Here is a 14,446-nt window from a genome sequence, read left to right as displayed (position 1 = left end):
CTGGAATGCGTGGAGACGGGGTATCTCGGCACCGACGGCCCATGGGGGAGGCCCACGGCCGGCCGAGGAACCGAGGTGTCCGATGACCATGCACTCGAGCCCGCCCCGTGAACGTCCGCTCCTTGTGTGGGCGCTGACGGGGGTCGTCGTCGTCGGACTGGTGCTCGCGCTGGTCGGGATGATCCTCAACGCCTGGGTGCTGCTCGTCGTGGCCGCGACCGTGGCCGTGCTCGCGACCCTGGCCCTGTGGCCCGCGGGCGTGATGTCGCACGTCAGCACGACTCGCTCGGCGACCACCCGCGGACCGCGGTAACGGACGGGGAGGGAGAAGGCATGGACACGGCAGTGATCGATCGGCCACGTGGTCGCGACATGTGGCACGTCCCGCGGACGAAGGGTGCCCTCAGCGGGCTCCTGCTCGTGGCGCTCGGCATCTGGGGGGCCTTCATCCCGTTCGTCGGGCCCTATTTCGACTTCGGCTTCACGACGCAGACGTGGGAGTGGACGGCCAACCGCTTCTGGCTGTCCGTCCTGCCCGGCATCGTCGCGATCGTGGGCGGGCTGATCCTGATATTCAGCCAGAACCGGGCGATGGCCGCGCTCGGTGCCACGCTGGCGACGGTCGCCGGGGTGTGGTTCGTCGTCGGGCCACCGCTGTCACAGATCTGGAACCCGGCGGCGATGGGCGTCCCGCTCGGGGGCCAGGGGCGCCAGGCGCTCACCATGATCAGTTTCTTCTACGGGCTGGGCGCGGCGATGATCTTCCTCGGCGCGAGCGCGCTCGGCCGGCTCAGTGTGGTCGGCGTCCATGACGTCGCCACGGCGCGGCGGCGGCGCCTCGGGCATCCCGAACCGAGCCGGCACGCCCGCGGCCACCGCCGCCAGCTCCAACCGGCCGCGCCCGCGGCGGACCCGGCCGTCTGGTATCCGGCCGCCGCGGACCTGGCGGCCGCCGGCCGGGCTGCCGCCGGGCCGGGCCTCGACGAGGCGTCGGTCTACCCGGACGAGCCCCGCCGCGCGGACACCCCGCCCGCCGGAACCCATGAGCCCGCCGGAACCCATGAGCCCGCGAGCGCCGGTGGCGGCCGGCACAGCCGCCACCACTGGTGGGAACGTTCGCACTGACGCCTGCAGAGGGCCTCGCGCACACACCAGCGCCTCCGGCGGGGCCGGACTGGTAGGACGGCCAGATGAGCGACGAGAACACGGCCCGCCCGGCCCACCCTGACGCCGACGAGCTGATCTACACGGTGGACGGCGCCATCGCGACGATCACCCTCAACCGGCCGCAGGTGAAGAACGCGTTCACCCTGACCATGATCGACCGTTGGGCGGAGGCGCTGCGGTCCGCGGCCGCCGACCCCCGGGTGCGGGTCGTCGTCGTGACCGGCGCCGGCGGCGCCTTCTGCTCGGGGATCGACCTGGCGGTGCTGGGCGGCATCGAGCCCACACCGATCGCGCGCCGGCGGATGCTCACCGAGGGCGTCCACAAGGTGGCCCGCGCCGTCCTCGACCTGGAGAAGCCGCTCATCGCGGCGATCAGCGGGGTGGCCGTCGGCGCCGGGCTCGACATGGCGCTGATGTGCGACCTGCGGTTCGCGGGGCGCTCGGCGCGGCTGGCCGAGGGCTACATCAAGATCGGCCTGGTTCCCGGCGATGGCGGGTGCTACCTGCTTCCCCGCCTGGTCGGGCCGGCCAAGGCGCTGGAACTGCTGCTGACCGGCGACACGGTGGACGGCGTCGAGGCCGAGCGGATCGGCATGGTGAACCGGGTCTACGAGGACGACGAGCTCCTCGACGCGACCTACGCGTTCGCCGGGCGGCTCGCGGGCATGTCCCCCGTCTCCGCCGCCATGATCAAGAAGACCGTCTACCAGTCGCAGACCATGGACCTGCGCGCCAGCCTCGACATGATCGCCTCGCACATGGCGATCGTGCAGTCCACCGAGGATTACGCCGAGGCACGGGCAGCGTTCGCCGAGCGGCGGACCCCCGACTTCACGGGGCGCTGATCACCCGCAGGTGCAGCTCGCGGGCGGTGAGGGCCCGGCGCAGGTCGTCGGCGGCGTCGACGACCACGCGGGAGAGCACCTGGCCGACGTCGCCGCGGCTCAACATCTCCTGAGCCGCGGCAAGCGTCCAGGCCTCGACCGCGTAACGGGGGAAGGCGGCGGCGGCCACCTGCCGGACGGCATGCGGGGAGCGGGCCGACGCCAGCGGGGGCATGTCGGCGAAGTACCGGTCGACGTAGCCGGCGGTGAGCCCGGCCTGCTCCGGTCGCCAGAAGCCCTGGGCCGTGGCCGCCACCAGCCGTACCGAGGTGGCGCGGTCCTCGGTGACGGCCTGCCACGCCCGGGCCTTGGCCGCCGGCTCGCCGATCGCCGCCCTGCTCCGCGCGGCATGCTCGGCGGCCCGGGTGCTGCGGTCGCGGTCCAGCTCGGCGGCGATCTCGGCCTCCCCGGCGGCGTCCAGGACGACCAGCCGGTCGAGCACCAGCCAGCGCAGGTCCGGGTCGACGACGAGGCCGTCGGGGACGCCACGGCCGGTGAGCCAGCCGCGCAGCTCGTCCACCTCGGACGTCCCCGCGCACCACACCAGGCCACGGGCCGCCGCCAGCAGCAGGCCGGACGTCCCGGCGGCACCCGCGATGACGCGGCGGCAGGCGCCGGCGAGCGCGGCGCGGGCGGCGGGTTGGTCCCGTTCGGGCAGGAAGACGTCGACGACGGTCGCGGCGGCGAAGCGCAGCGCGTCCTCGAAGACGGCGACCGAGCGTTCGGCGGGCAGCGCCCGCGCGGCAAGCGCCAGGTAGTCTGCCGCGGGCCATTCGGCGTCCCGGGTGGCGTCCGCGACGGCCGCCCACACGACAGCGCGGGCGAGCGGGTCGCCCAGCTCCGCCAGGACGGCGCCGAGGCCGGGCAGCTCCCCCGCGACGAATCTGATCTTGGCGTACGTGAGGTCCCCGTCGTTGAGCAGCAGCAGCCGGCCGGGACGGGTGCCGGCGAGCTCGGGCACCGGCGTGCGCCCGCCGGCCGGCGACGACGGAAGATCGACGAGGACACGTCGCACGAGCGTCACCGGGCCGGGAGCGCCGTCCGGGGCGTTGTCCGGGTCACTGTCGTACACGCCGATGCCGACACGGTGCGGTCGCTCGGCGGGATGGTCCGCCGGGGCGGTCCGCGTGATCTCGACGGAGACGTAGGCACCGCTGTCGTCGAGGATCACTTCGGGACGCAGCGTGTCGACCTGCGCGCGGCGCAGCCACGCCGCGGACCACGCCGTGAGGTCCTTCCCGCTGGCCCGCGCCAGCGCCGTCAGCAGGTCGTCCAGGGTGGCGTTGCCGAAGGCGTGCGCGGTGAAGTAGGCCCGCAGCCCGGCCAGGAACGCGTCGTCGCCCACCCACTCGACGAGCTGACGCAGCGCGGAGGCGCCCTTCGCGTAGGAGATCCCGTCGAAGTTGAGCAGCGCCCGCGCGGTGTCGGCGACGTCGTCGGGGGCCACCGGGTGGGTGGACGGCCGCTGGTCCGCCGCGTAGCCCCAGCTCTTGCGCCCGACCGCGAAGCTCGTCCAGGCGTCGGTGAAGCGGGTCGCCGCGGCCGTCACCCGGGTGCCCATGTACTCGGCGAACGACTCGTTGAGCCACAGGTCGTCCCACCAGCGCATGGTCACGAGGTCGCCGAACCACATGTGCGCCATCTCGTGGGCGATCACGACGGCACGCCGCTCCCGCTCGGCCTCGGTGACCGCGGAGCGGAACACCAGCTCGTCGCGGAAGACGACCAGGCCCGGGTTCTCCATCGCGCCCATGTTGAACTCCGGCACGAACGCCTGGTCGTACTTCCCGAACGGGTACCGGATGCCGAAAAGCTCGTGGTAGTGGTCGAGGCAGCCGGTGGTGATCTCGAAGATCTCGGCTGCCTGGGCGTCCAGGTACGGCGCGAGCGACCGCCGGCACACCAGCCCCAGTGCCACCCCGTCGTGGGTCGTGCTCCACACCTGGTACGGCCCGGCGACGAGAGAGACCACATAGGTGGAGAGCGGGGCGGTGGGCGCGAACTCCCAGCGCCCCGGGCCGACCCGGGTGCCGGCGCCGTTCCCCCGCACCTCCCAGGACGGCGGGGAGGTCACCGTCAGGCTCAGCGGCGCCTTGAGGTCGGGCTGGTCGAAGCAGGCGAAGATCCGCGCGGCGTCGTCGAGGAAGGACTGCGCGTAGAGGTAGACCTCGCCGTCCTCGGCGTCGGTGAACCGGTGCAGCCCCTCACCGGTGTTCGTGCACTCCATGGTCGCCCGCACCTCGAGGGTGTTGTCGGCGAGCAGGTCGGGCAGCGCGAGCCGGCCCCCGGCGACGGCACCCGGGCCGAGGTCGCGCCCGTTGAGCCGGGCAAGCTCGACCCCGATCGCCTTGAGCTCGGCGAACGTGGCCGCGCCGGGTTGCCGGCACGAGAACGAGACCGTGGTGGTCGAGGTGAACCGCGGGCCGGACGAGGTCCCGGTCAGGTCCAGGTCGACGTGGTACGAGTGGACCTGGACGAGCGCGGCTCGGGCCACGGCCTCGGCTTGGCTCAGCGGTTGCATCTGCCCGACGGTAGTGCCCGGCCCGCCCCACCGCGCCTGTCGGGTTCCGCGCGGGCCCTCGACCGCACCCGTCCCGCCCAGAACCGGCCCGGAACCGGCCCAGGGCCGCACCGCTCAGGACCCCACCGGTCAAAATCGGACCAATGACGAGCAGCGCCGCCCAGCGCGATGACGCCCCCGGGCACCGGCCTCCACGGGGGACGTCCCCCGCCCAGGTCACGCTCGACGAGCTCACCCGTCCCGGAGGCGAGGTGCTCACCGACCGCAAGGGCCGGCTGGTCGTCCGGCACGGTGATCTCGTCGTCAAGACGCACATGGCCGAGGAGGAGCTCGAGCCGCTGCTCGCGCGGCTCCGGCTGGCCGCGGACCCGCGGCTCGGCGACGTGCTGCTGTCCCCCCGGCGCATCCGGGGCGGCCACGGCGGCCTGCTCGCCCCGGTCGACGGCCGTCTCGTCAGCGCCTGGCCGGCCGGGACGGCGCTGTGCGTCGACGACGTGGAGGCCCACGTCGAGGACGCGCCGTGGACGGCAGCCGCCGCGCTGCTCGCCCGCCTGCACACCACGGACCTTGCCTCGCTCGCCCCGGCGCCCGTCCCGGCGGCCGGCGTCTGCGCCCGGCTGCGGCGCTCGCTCGACCGCATGGAGGCCGCTGTGGCCGGCGCCACCGAGGCTCGCGCCGCCGGGGCCCAGGCCGCCGGGGCCGCGTCGGTGCGCGGGATCGAGCGGCTGGCGGACGACGTCCGGCGGGCCTACCCGACGCTGCCGTCCTGGCTCGGGCGGACGCCGGCCCGCCCGGGTACGGCGCCGGCCCTCATCCACGGCGACTGGCATCTCGGCCAGGTCGTCCGGGTGGCCTCCGCTCCGGCCAGCGCCGCGGACGCCGGATGGCGCATCGTGGACGTCGACGACCTGGGCTGGGGGGACCCCGCCTGGGATCTGGCCCGTCCGGCGGCCTGGTTCGCCGCGGGCATCCTGCCCGCCGAGGTCTGGGGAACCTTCCTCGGCGCCTACCGGGAGGCCGGCGGCCCGGCGGCCGGCCCCGACGGCGATCCGTGGGAGGCCCTGGACGGCCCGGCGCGGGCGGTGGCCGTGCAGTACGCGGCCGGTGCCGTCACCGACCTCGCCGCCGACGGCACCCCGTTCGACGAGGGCGCCGACGCTTTCGTGGCCTGCGCCCGCCGGATGTGGTCGGGACGCTGACAGCCGCGAACAGTACGGACCGACGCGACCCGCCCGGTACGCTGCTGCCGTGAATTACCAGACCATGGTGTGTCCGAAGTGTCACGGAGCCATGCGGACCTACAACCGCAACGGCGTCCAGATCGAGCAGTGCGACAACTGCCGCGGGATCTTCCTCGACTACGGCGAGCTCGAGGCGCTCACCCGCCTGGAGTCGCAGTGGGCGCAGCCGGCGCCGCCGCCCCCGCCGCCCGGCGGCCACTACGCCCCGCCGGCCTGGGGCTCGCATGGCCATGGCCACGGCCACGGGTACGGCCACGGCCGTCTCACCCGGATGTTGTTCTCCTCCTGACGGTCTCCCCCGGCTGACGTCTCCCCACGACGGCCGGCGGCTGAACGCGGACGCCTACTTCCCGCCACCGGCGGGTATCGCCTCCAGGGACTCCCGTAAGGCGGCCCAGGGAGGCAGCGATGCCCGCGACGGCCCGGTATCCGCGTGACCTGTCCGCCGGCTCGCCGACGGTCGACCCGCTCCACACCGAGCAGTGCGGCGCGGTCGTGGCCGGGCTGATGTCGGTCGCCCGGCACCGGCTCGGGATGGAGCTGGCCGTCATCACCCGCCGGGTGGCCGACGTCCTGGTCGTCGAGCACTATGACGGCGACATCGAGTCGTTCGGCATCACCGTGGGCACGACCGCCAGCTACGAGCGGACACGGGCCGCGCTCGAGGGACGTCTGCCGCAGGTCGTCCGCTACGCCGGGCGGGACGGGCGCACCGCGGACCCGGCGCTGGCCCGACGGGTCGGCATCGGCAGCTATGTCGTGGCCCCGGTGCTGCTGCCCGACGGCTCCGTGTACGGCTCGCTGGCGTGCATGAGCCACAACCCGGACCCGGCGCTGCGCGACCGCGACGCGTCGTTCCTGGCCCTGATCGCCGGCGCGCTGTCGAACTGCGTCTCCGACCACCGGGGCGACTGGCGCGAGCGGGACCGCGTCTGGCGCCGGATCAGCCGGCTGATCGACGACGGCGGGCCGGCGATGGTCTTCCAGCCGATCTACGACCGGGCGACGCTCGACATCGCCGGTGTGGAGGCTCTCTCCCGCTGCCCCGGCACCGGCACCGCCGGCTCGGACGAGTCGTCCCCGCAGCGGTGGTTCGCCGACGCGGCGTCCGTCGGGCTGGGCGTCGAGCTGGAGGTCGCGGCGATCCGCAACGCGCTCGCGGCGCTGCCATGGCTGCCCGCCGGGCTGCCGCTGTCCGTGAACGCGTCACCGGCCGCCATCGTGTCGGGCGCGCTGATCGACCTGCTCGCCACCATCCCGCCGGAGCGGGTGATCATCGAGGTGACCGAACACAGCCGCATCGACGACTACCCGACGATCATGCTCGCGCTCGACGCCCTGCGCGGCCGCGGGGTACGCGCCGCGCTCGACGACGTGGGCGCCGGCTACGCGGGCCTGCACCAGCTGCTGCAGCTCAGGCCGGACATCATCAAGATGGACCAGAGCATCATCCGGAAGATCGGGGAGGACGCCCCGGCCTGCCGGGCGCTGGCCACCGCGCTCGTGTGTTTCGCGGAGGACATCGGCGCGACCGTGCTCGCCGAGGGCGTGGAGACGTCCAGGGAGCTGGAGGTCCTCGGCGAGGCCGGGGTCCATCAGGTCCAGGGCTTCCTGCTGGCCCGCCCGGGCATGCTCGCGTCCGGCCCACCGTCTGGGACGAGCGGCACGCGGACCATCCCGACACCGACGGGTACCCGAACACTCACACAACGTGAGCTTGCTGGCTACCGGAACGCGTGGCCGCCGGGGTAGACCACGCCAGAGGGCACACGTCACCGCCGGCTCCGCTACCGTGCGGTCCGTGGCAGGTCGATCTCATGGCTGACCCCGGGAACACAGACGTCACCCACCAGGAGGCCGGCGGCCCGGTGGTCACCGTGGTCGGCATCGGCGACGACGGCTGGGACGGCCTCACCCGGGCCGCCCGCGACGAACTGTCACGGGCCGAGGTCATCATGGGCTCCGAACGGCAGCTCGGCCTGCTCCCCGCCGCGGTCCGCGCCCGCCGGGTGCGCTGGCCGTCGCCACTGGTGCCCGCGCTGGCGAAGCTGGTCGACGCGCACGCCGGCGCGCGGGTCTGCGCGCTGGCCAGCGGCGACCCGATGTTCTTCGGCCTGGGAACAACCCTCGTCCGGGAGCTGGGCGCCGCCCGCGTCCGGGTGCTCCCCCATCCGTCATCGGTCTCCCTCGCCTGCGCCCGCCTGGGCTGGGCGCTGGACACGACCGAGATCGTCAGCCTGGTCGCCCGTCCCCTGGCCGCGGTGCACCCGGCACTCACCCCCGGCCGGCGGCTGCTCGTCCTGAGCGCGGACCGCCGGACGCCCGCGCAACTGTGCCGACTGCTCACCGACCGCGGCTTCGGTAGGAGCACGGTCACGATCTTCGAGCACCTGGGCGGCCCGGCGGAACGCCGCCGGGACACCCGGGCAAGCGCCCTCGGCGGCGCCCGCTCCGAGACCCGCTCCGACGAGGGCGCCGTGACCTCGGCCGACAGCTCGGGCGCCGGCCCCGACTCCACCGCCGACCTCAACCTGGTCGCGCTGGAGCTGACCGCCGGGCCGGAGACCCGCCACCTCCCCCGAATCCCCGGGCTGCCCGACGACGTCTTCGAGCACGACGGCCAGCTCACCAAGCGGGAGATACGCGCCGTCACCCTCGCCCGGCTGGCGCCGGCCCCCGGCGAGCTGCTGTGGGACGTCGGCGCCGGCTGCGGCAGCATCTCCATCGAGTGGATGCGGGCCCACCCTGCCTGCCGGGCCGTCGCCGTCGAGCCCCACGCCGACCGCGTCCGCATGATCGGCCGAAACGCCGAGGCGCTCGGCGTGCCGGCACTGCGGGTCGTCGCGGCGACCGCCCCCGCCGCCCTCGACGACCTGGCCGACGAGACCGGCGTCCCCGACGCGGTGTTCATCGGCGGCGGGCTGACCGCGCCGGACACGATCACCCGCAGCTGGGAGGCGCTGCGCCCCGGCGGCCGCCTGGTCGCCAACGCGGTCACCATCGAATCCGAGGTCATCCTGGCGAAGTGGCACGCCCGGCACGGCGGGGATCTCATCCGGCTGGCGGTGAGCCGTGCGTCACCCGTCGGCGGCTTCGCCGGCTGGCGCCCGATGATGCCTGTCACCCAGTGGGCGGCGACCCGTCCCCACGATCAGTAGGGCTCCATATCCGTAGGGCCCGCGGACGCACGGCGGGCTGTGTCACGGCCAGCCCGCCCCTGGCACGTCGACCTGGGTGACGAGCACCTGCCCGGAGCCCGGGGAGACCATCTCGGCTTCTGTCATGCCCCGCCATTCGGCGGCCACCATGAACAGCTCCGTCCCGTCGGGACCGCCGAGCGCGCAGGCGAAGCAGCCGCGGTCCAGCCTGACAGTTCCCAGCACCCTGCCGCCCTCGGCGACCCGCACGCATCGTTGGTTGGGCACGTCGGCGTACCAGACCGCGTTCTGCGCGTCGACGCAGATGCCGTCCGGGGCGCCTACGCCGAGGTCGGCCCAGACCCGACGGTTGGACAGCCCGCCGTCTGCGCCGATGTCGAAGGCCAGCAGGCAGTGGCGGTACGAGTCCGCGACGATCAGGGTGGCGTTGTCGGGGGTCACCGCCATCCCGTTGGGGAAGGCGACGTCTTCGGCTACCTGGCGCACCGCGCCGTCCACCGTGACGAGCGCGACGGAGCCGGGCCCGAACGGCCCCCCGCCCACCGGGTCGAAACCGACCCGGTCGACGTAGGCGTTGCCTCGCCCGTCCACCACGATGTCGTTCCAGCCGACCCCGCCAAGGTCGGCGTGGGTGACGAGGGCCCCGTCAGGCTGCCGCCGCAGCAGCAGCCCGGCCGCGGACGAGACGATCAGCAGCCGGCCGTCCGGCAGCCAGGCGGTGCACAGCGGCAGCGACTCCACCCGCGCGACCACCTCGCTACCGCCGGCGAGATCGACGGCGACGATCTCGCCCGCCGACCAGTCCGAGAAGTACAACCGCTCACCATGCCAGCGCGGCGATTCGACCAGGCCACGCCCGGTGAGCAACGTCCGTATCTCGTTCACGGTGCTCCTCTGCTGCCAGCACGGGGCCGGCTGCTCACACGGGCCAGCGCAGAACGCGGGGCGCCTCTGGACGCTCGTAGCCGATCAGCACGTCTGCGCGTTCCCCGGGCGCGGCGGAAGCCTGGTAGAGCGCCTGGCCGGGCAGGTAGCGCGCCTCGTAGCGTTCGCGGACCACGTCGGGTGAACCGAACAGGGCGACGTCGCGGCACATCGCACGGCGCAGCGATTCGGCAGGGCTGATCTGGAGGAACACGCTGAGATCCCAATAATCGCGCAGCTCGTCCCGGAGGAGGAAGACACCGTCGACGATGAGCACCGCATCGCTCACCGCCTCGCGGGTGGGGCTGTCAAGCGGGGCATCGCGGAGATGGTCGAACGCGGCTGCGCGGTAGCGCCGATCTCCGTCCGGGCTTAACGGGTCGAGCAGAAGATGCCGTAGCGCGGTGTAGTCGAATGCGTCGAAAAAGTAGCCATCCGGGGACAGCGACCCACGGCCGCGGCGTACGAGCCGAGGCTGGTGGAAGCCGTCGACGCTGGCCCGGATGACAGGCCGACCTCGGTCAGCGAGGGCGCCGGCAAGCTCGTCGGCCAGCGTCGTCTTGCCGGCCGCGTCCGGACCGTCGATCGCGACACGCAGCACTCGGTCCGGGCATGTGCCCACCATCAGCTCGACGAGCGCACGCACGACGCAGTTGCGAGTCGAACCCACACCAGGATCGACGATCATGCGACGTGACAGTAGCAGCACCCCACCGGAGATCATGATCGCCGCGCTACGGCCGAGGAGGTACGGATCCACCGAACGCGGGGCGAATACGCAGGGGTGGCAGCGGCGGTTTCAGCGGTGGAACAGCCGGGTCCCCTTTTCGACCCGAAAGATCGACAGCGAACGAGGGGCGTCAACATCGTTGACTATCTTGTCTCGGGGGTGCGCGAGTTCCCGACTGGCCGATTTCCGACTGGCGCAGGAACTACCACAATCCGGCACCCAGGCACCGACCTCCCGCATTAACGTCCTTCCACGTGACCAGCCAGATCCGTGAAATCCTGCCGCCGGCGACAGCCTCAGCGTTCCCCGCGCTTTCCCAGCTACGGCCCGCACTGGTGGGCACGGCCGACTTCGTCCGCATCGTCGACGAGGTGCAACGCCTGGAGGGCTACCGGCTGGTCGGCGTGTTCGACCGGGGCCAGCCGAGCGCGCTGGCCGTCGCCGGCTTCCGAGTCCACCACTCCCTGTCCGCCGGCCGATTCCTCTACGTGGACGACCTTTCCACGATCGCGAGCGCCCGACGGCAGGGATACGCCAGACGTCTACTCGACTGGCTCCTCGACGAGGCGCGACGGCTCGAGTGCGCGCAGGTACACCTGGACTCCGGCGTCGGACTCGACCGGGCCGACGCGCACCGGCTGTACCTCAACACCGGCATGACCATCACCGCACACCACTTCGCCGTCCCACTCCGCCCCGCAACATAACGCCGCGAGATCCACACCACTCCCCCGACGCGTGCAGCTTTGGATCTTCCGGATGATCATTCGGGTGGGCCACTGACGCACCTGGCATAGGTATTTTCATGATCCGAAGACTTGGGGCGCAGTAGCGTCACGGCGTGGCCCCCTCTCCAACTGCCCGGTTACGGTTCCGCCAGATGGAGCCAGCAGGCGCCTGCACTTCTCGGCGCAGCGCACAACCACCGTGGACGCGGTCAAAATGGTAGCCTCGCGCCGGCCACGTTCAGACATCGGCGAGATACTATTGCAGAGTCGCCCGGGCCCCGTCTGTCCGAAAACGGCTACCACATACGCTCATTCTCGTGACGAACAGAGGTGGCGATCGAGCAGCGCCGACCCTAGTTGGTTTCTGTGCCCTGATGAGCATACTTTTGACGACTGGCTGCTCAATGCTGTCCGATCGCTGGCCGGAGGGGAAATGCACAGCCCAGGACAGGAACCTCGCCGCGCGACTGAACGATCTTGCCGAGTTCGAGCTGCGCCCCGCCGGCGCGACGCTTCACGACCAGGGCGTCAGCTACGGCTGCACCGGCAGCACCAACATCCCGTATGCCTCGCGCCTGTACTCCGCGGGCACGGTCGACGAGGTAGCGGACTTCTACCGCCGCGCCGTGCCCGCGGCGGGCTGGAAGCTGGAGCACGCCGACGAGATCAATCCCGGTCAACGTGTTTACTTCGGGGCACGGCTGTGCTTTTCCCGGTCGATCGAAGGTGTCATCGTGTTTCTGTCCGTGGGATTTCCGGGCGGCCTCGACGAAGGGCCAGAAGATATTCTCGGCCCAGATCCCCGCGACTTCGACCTATTTGCGTTGGCGGACCCGGAACACACCTCCAGGGGCTGTTAAAGATGCACGTACCCGTATCCCGTGCGATGGTGGCAGGAGCCACGGCGTGCGGTTCCAGCCACATGCGCCACCAGGACTCCTGTCCGCCCGCGCGGCCCTGGGCGCTGAGCTGGATCGCCGCCTGCGCCAGACGGGGCCGCGGTGACGGACACGCTGCACGTCGGGTACTGCGCCGCCCCCGTCACGGGATGTAGCACCACCTGCCAGGAGTGGTCGACATCCTGTATCCGCCGGTACGCGTGGACGCGACCCGAAGGCGCCGGGGTCGATCGCGGCGGATGACGGCCGGATACGACGGCTGTCCGGGTCAGATGCGAATCTGTTTTGCGGGATACTCCGCCGGTGACTCGGACAACGAGCGATCAGAGCGACGAAAGTGGCCGCGCGGGCAGGACGCCCTCCGGCGGACAAGGCGCCAGCCCCGCCCCAGCCGGGACCGTCACCGGCCAGGATCCGGCCTCGTCCGGAACTGGCCGCTGGGGGATGACGATTCCGCTGGCCGATGCGCCCCTGACGGACCTGCCCGCGCTGTGCGGGCGACTGGCGGACGCCGGCTACACCGACGTCTGGTCGTCCGAGGCAACCACGACGGACGGGATCGTCCCGCTGGCGCTCGCCGCCGGCGAACCACGGCTGCGGCTCGGCAGCGCGATCGTGTCGGCCTACACCCGCGGCCCGGCGCTGCTCGCCCAGACCGCGGCGACAATGGCCGCCGCCGCGCCGGGCCGGTTCGTCCTCGGACTCGGCACGTCGTCGGATGTGATCGTTTCGAACTGGAACTCCATCCCGTTCAGCCGCCCGTACCAGCGGATGCTGGACACCGTCCGGTTCCTGCGCCGGGCCTTCGCCGGCGAGAAGATCAGCGAGGAGTTCCCGTCCTTCACGGTCCGCGGCTTCCGGCTCGGCGTCGCACCGTCCGCCCCACCGAAGATCATGGTCGCCGCACTGCGACCTCGGATGCTCGAGTTCGCCGGTCGCGAGGCGGACGGAGTGATCCTCAACTGGCTTTCGCCGGCCGACTGCGACACCGTCCTGCCGCACGTGCGTGAACACAACTCTGACGCCGAGGTGGTCGCCCGGATCTTCGTGTACGTGCACGACGACCCGGCAGCCGCCCGCCCTCTACTCAGGAAGATGATCGCCGCCTACCTGACGGTGCCGGTGTACCGGGAGTTCCACCTGTGGCTCGGCCGCCAGGCGGCGCTGGAGGGCATGTGGAGCGCGTGGGCGGCCGGCGATCGCAAGGCCGCCCTGGCCGCGATCCCGGACGAGGTCGTGGACGAGCTGATCGTGCACGGGACGGTCGAGCAGTGCCGGGCCGGCCTGCGACGGTACGTCGAACACGGGGTGACCACCCCGGTCCTCTCGATCGTGAACGGCGGGCCCAACCCGATGGACCTCGCGTCCGCGCTCGCCGCGGACTAAGTTCCCGCACCTGCCGACCAGCCGCCACCTCCCACAACCGCAGCGGCGAGGTGGGGCCCTTGTTTCCGGCGCGGGGTGTCCTCGCACGGGCGTGCGGCGCTGGCCGGGGTGGAGGCGAGCCCGCAACGAGACGAGAGCCTATGCGTCCCATCGCGTCGACGAACACGGCGGGCCACCGGACAGCACGATCTCACGGATGAGATCATCCGAACCCAGTCTCAATCGTTGTGTCGCCGAGATCGGGTCACCGGCCGCCCGGGTGCGGTAGGACAGGATCCACGCCCCTGCGGGCTTGCCCAGGTTCACCTCGATACCCCACTCGTAATCAGATCCGGGCGCCCGGTCGGTGGCTGCCGCCAAAATCCCGTTTTCCACGTATGCCCTGCTGGCCTTCCCGCCGGCTTGTGGCGCCCGTCCGCCGCGGCGCTGAAAGCGAGGTTCCCCAGCGAACAGAGGCCGCCGGGGGTCAGTCTTCGGGCGGGTCGATCGGGGTGGTCACTTGGACTGCGGCACCGCGATCACGATGGCGCGAAGAATCTCGAAGATGGTGGCGGCGAGGAGTTCGTCGAGGCCGAGAAATCCGAGATACAAGCCGAGAGCGAGGACGGCCAGGACACGAAAGGCCGCACCCAGCCCAGCGGGGAAGATATCGAAGATAGAGTCCGTCACCTGTTCGCAAAAACAAATCTTCCCGGGCCGAATGTGAACTTGGTGTGGTCTCGTTGGGTTCACGCTTGTCGGGGTGGCGCACACACCTTTATGGTCGAACGTGTGTTCGATCTGATTGTGGGGTGGGTGTCGGCGCCAT

The 14,446-nt window shown here is 72.1% G+C and carries 14 protein-coding genes; 10 read left to right on the top strand and 4 right to left on the bottom strand.

Going from position 1 to position 14,446, the window contains the following annotated elements:
• The first annotated feature begins 82 nt into the window (after positions 1-82).
• From MXD62_RS14095 to MXD62_RS14085, 3 genes are all read left to right on the top strand, one after another.
• Positions 83-313 carry a hypothetical protein gene (locus tag MXD62_RS14095; protein ID WP_248829721.1) on the top strand — a complete coding sequence of 77 codons (231 nt, stop codon included), beginning with the start codon at positions 83-85 and terminating at the stop codon, positions 311-313.
• 20 nt (positions 314-333) lie between these two features.
• Positions 334-1,125 carry a hypothetical protein gene (locus MXD62_RS14090; RefSeq protein ID WP_248829720.1) on the top strand — a complete coding sequence of 264 codons (792 nt, stop codon included), beginning with the start codon at positions 334-336 and terminating at the stop codon, positions 1,123-1,125.
• 65 nt (positions 1,126-1,190) lie between these two features.
• On the top strand, positions 1,191-2,012 hold the full coding sequence (locus MXD62_RS14085) for an enoyl-CoA hydratase/isomerase family protein (protein WP_248829719.1): 822 nt from the start codon (positions 1,191-1,193) through the stop codon (positions 2,010-2,012).
• Here the strand turns inward: MXD62_RS14085 and pepN are convergent.
• A complete protein-coding gene (gene pepN / locus MXD62_RS14080) occupies positions 1,999-4,572 on the bottom strand; it encodes an aminopeptidase N (RefSeq protein WP_248829718.1) in 2,574 nt (857 codons plus the stop codon). The genes MXD62_RS14085 and pepN overlap by 14 nt on opposite strands.
• A gap of 143 nt (positions 4,573-4,715) precedes the next feature.
• Here pepN and MXD62_RS14075 point away from each other — a divergent pair, with 143 nt between their 5' ends.
• The 4 genes from MXD62_RS14075 to cbiE all read left to right on the top strand — a co-directional run bounded on the left by MXD62_RS14075 (position 4,716) and on the right by cbiE (position 8,971).
• Entirely contained in the window at positions 4,716-5,771 is a 1,056-nt protein-coding gene (locus tag MXD62_RS14075) for a phosphotransferase (RefSeq protein WP_248829717.1), read from the top strand.
• A gap of 64 nt (positions 5,772-5,835) precedes the next feature.
• The gene (locus MXD62_RS14070; protein ID WP_285224073.1) at positions 5,836-6,102 is read left to right on the top strand and encodes a zf-TFIIB domain-containing protein; all 267 of its coding nucleotides are present in this window, start codon (positions 5,836-5,838) and stop codon (positions 6,100-6,102) included.
• A 119-nt stretch (positions 6,103-6,221) separates the two neighbouring features.
• Entirely contained in the window at positions 6,222-7,565 is a 1,344-nt protein-coding gene (locus tag MXD62_RS14065; RefSeq protein WP_248829715.1) for an EAL domain-containing protein, read from the top strand.
• 65 nt (positions 7,566-7,630) lie between these two features.
• Positions 7,631-8,971, top strand: a complete 1,341-nt coding sequence (cbiE, locus tag MXD62_RS14060) for a precorrin-6y C5,15-methyltransferase (decarboxylating) subunit CbiE (protein ID WP_248829714.1) — start codon at positions 7,631-7,633, stop codon at positions 8,969-8,971.
• A gap of 42 nt (positions 8,972-9,013) precedes the next feature.
• On the opposite strand, the gene MXD62_RS14055 is transcribed toward cbiE, so the two are convergent.
• Entirely contained in the window at positions 9,014-9,856 is an 843-nt protein-coding gene (locus MXD62_RS14055; RefSeq protein WP_248829713.1) for an SMP-30/gluconolactonase/LRE family protein, read from the bottom strand.
• A 34-nt stretch (positions 9,857-9,890) separates the two neighbouring features.
• A complete protein-coding gene (locus MXD62_RS14050) occupies positions 9,891-10,583 on the bottom strand; it encodes a uridine kinase (protein ID WP_248829712.1) in 693 nt (230 codons plus the stop codon).
• A 296-nt stretch (positions 10,584-10,879) separates the two neighbouring features.
• On the opposite strand from MXD62_RS14050, the gene MXD62_RS14045 reads away from it, so the two are divergent.
• From MXD62_RS14045 to MXD62_RS14035, 3 genes are all read left to right on the top strand, one after another.
• The gene (locus tag MXD62_RS14045) at positions 10,880-11,332 is read left to right on the top strand and encodes an N-acetyltransferase (protein ID WP_248829711.1); all 453 of its coding nucleotides are present in this window, start codon (positions 10,880-10,882) and stop codon (positions 11,330-11,332) included.
• Between the two features lie 425 nt (positions 11,333-11,757).
• Positions 11,758-12,213: a hypothetical protein gene (locus MXD62_RS14040; RefSeq protein ID WP_248829710.1), complete on the top strand. Its 456-nt coding sequence runs from the start codon at positions 11,758-11,760 to the stop codon at positions 12,211-12,213.
• A gap of 483 nt (positions 12,214-12,696) precedes the next feature.
• Complete coding sequence (locus MXD62_RS14035) at positions 12,697-13,638, top strand: LLM class F420-dependent oxidoreductase (RefSeq protein WP_248829709.1); 942 nt, start codon at positions 12,697-12,699, stop codon at positions 13,636-13,638.
• Positions 13,639-14,133: 495 nt separating this feature from the next.
• On the opposite strand, the gene MXD62_RS14030 is transcribed toward MXD62_RS14035, so the two are convergent.
• On the bottom strand, positions 14,134-14,446 hold a 313-nt coding region (locus MXD62_RS14030; RefSeq protein ID WP_248829708.1), incomplete at its 5' end, for a hypothetical protein.

Source organism: Frankia sp. Mgl5, from assembly GCF_023242985.1.
GTDB classification, from domain to species: Bacteria; Actinomycetota; Actinomycetes; order Frankiales; family Frankiaceae; genus Parafrankia; species Parafrankia soli.
This window is presented reverse-complemented; position numbering and strand designations above follow the sequence as displayed.

Coding starts and splice junctions, on each gene's coding strand:
- pepN (WP_248829718.1), bottom strand. CDS start 4,572: ATGCAACCGCTGAGCCAAGCCGAGGCCGTGGCCCGAGCCGCGCTCGTC.
- MXD62_RS14090 (WP_248829720.1), top strand. CDS start 334: ATGGACACGGCAGTGATCGATCGGCCACGTGGTCGCGACATGTGGCAC.
- MXD62_RS14040 (WP_248829710.1), top strand. CDS start 11,758: ATGCTGTCCGATCGCTGGCCGGAGGGGAAATGCACAGCCCAGGACAGG.
- MXD62_RS14065 (WP_248829715.1), top strand. CDS start 6,222: ATGCCCGCGACGGCCCGGTATCCGCGTGACCTGTCCGCCGGCTCGCCG.
- MXD62_RS14075 (WP_248829717.1), top strand. CDS start 4,716: ATGACGAGCAGCGCCGCCCAGCGCGATGACGCCCCCGGGCACCGGCCT.
- MXD62_RS14095 (WP_248829721.1), top strand. CDS start 83: ATGACCATGCACTCGAGCCCGCCCCGTGAACGTCCGCTCCTTGTGTGG.
- MXD62_RS14085 (WP_248829719.1), top strand. CDS start 1,191: ATGAGCGACGAGAACACGGCCCGCCCGGCCCACCCTGACGCCGACGAG.
- MXD62_RS14070 (WP_285224073.1), top strand. CDS start 5,836: ATGGTGTGTCCGAAGTGTCACGGAGCCATGCGGACCTACAACCGCAAC.
- MXD62_RS14035 (WP_248829709.1), top strand. CDS start 12,697: ATGACGATTCCGCTGGCCGATGCGCCCCTGACGGACCTGCCCGCGCTG.
- MXD62_RS14050 (WP_248829712.1), bottom strand. CDS start 10,583: ATGATCGTCGATCCTGGTGTGGGTTCGACTCGCAACTGCGTCGTGCGT.
- cbiE (WP_248829714.1), top strand. CDS start 7,631: ATGGCTGACCCCGGGAACACAGACGTCACCCACCAGGAGGCCGGCGGC.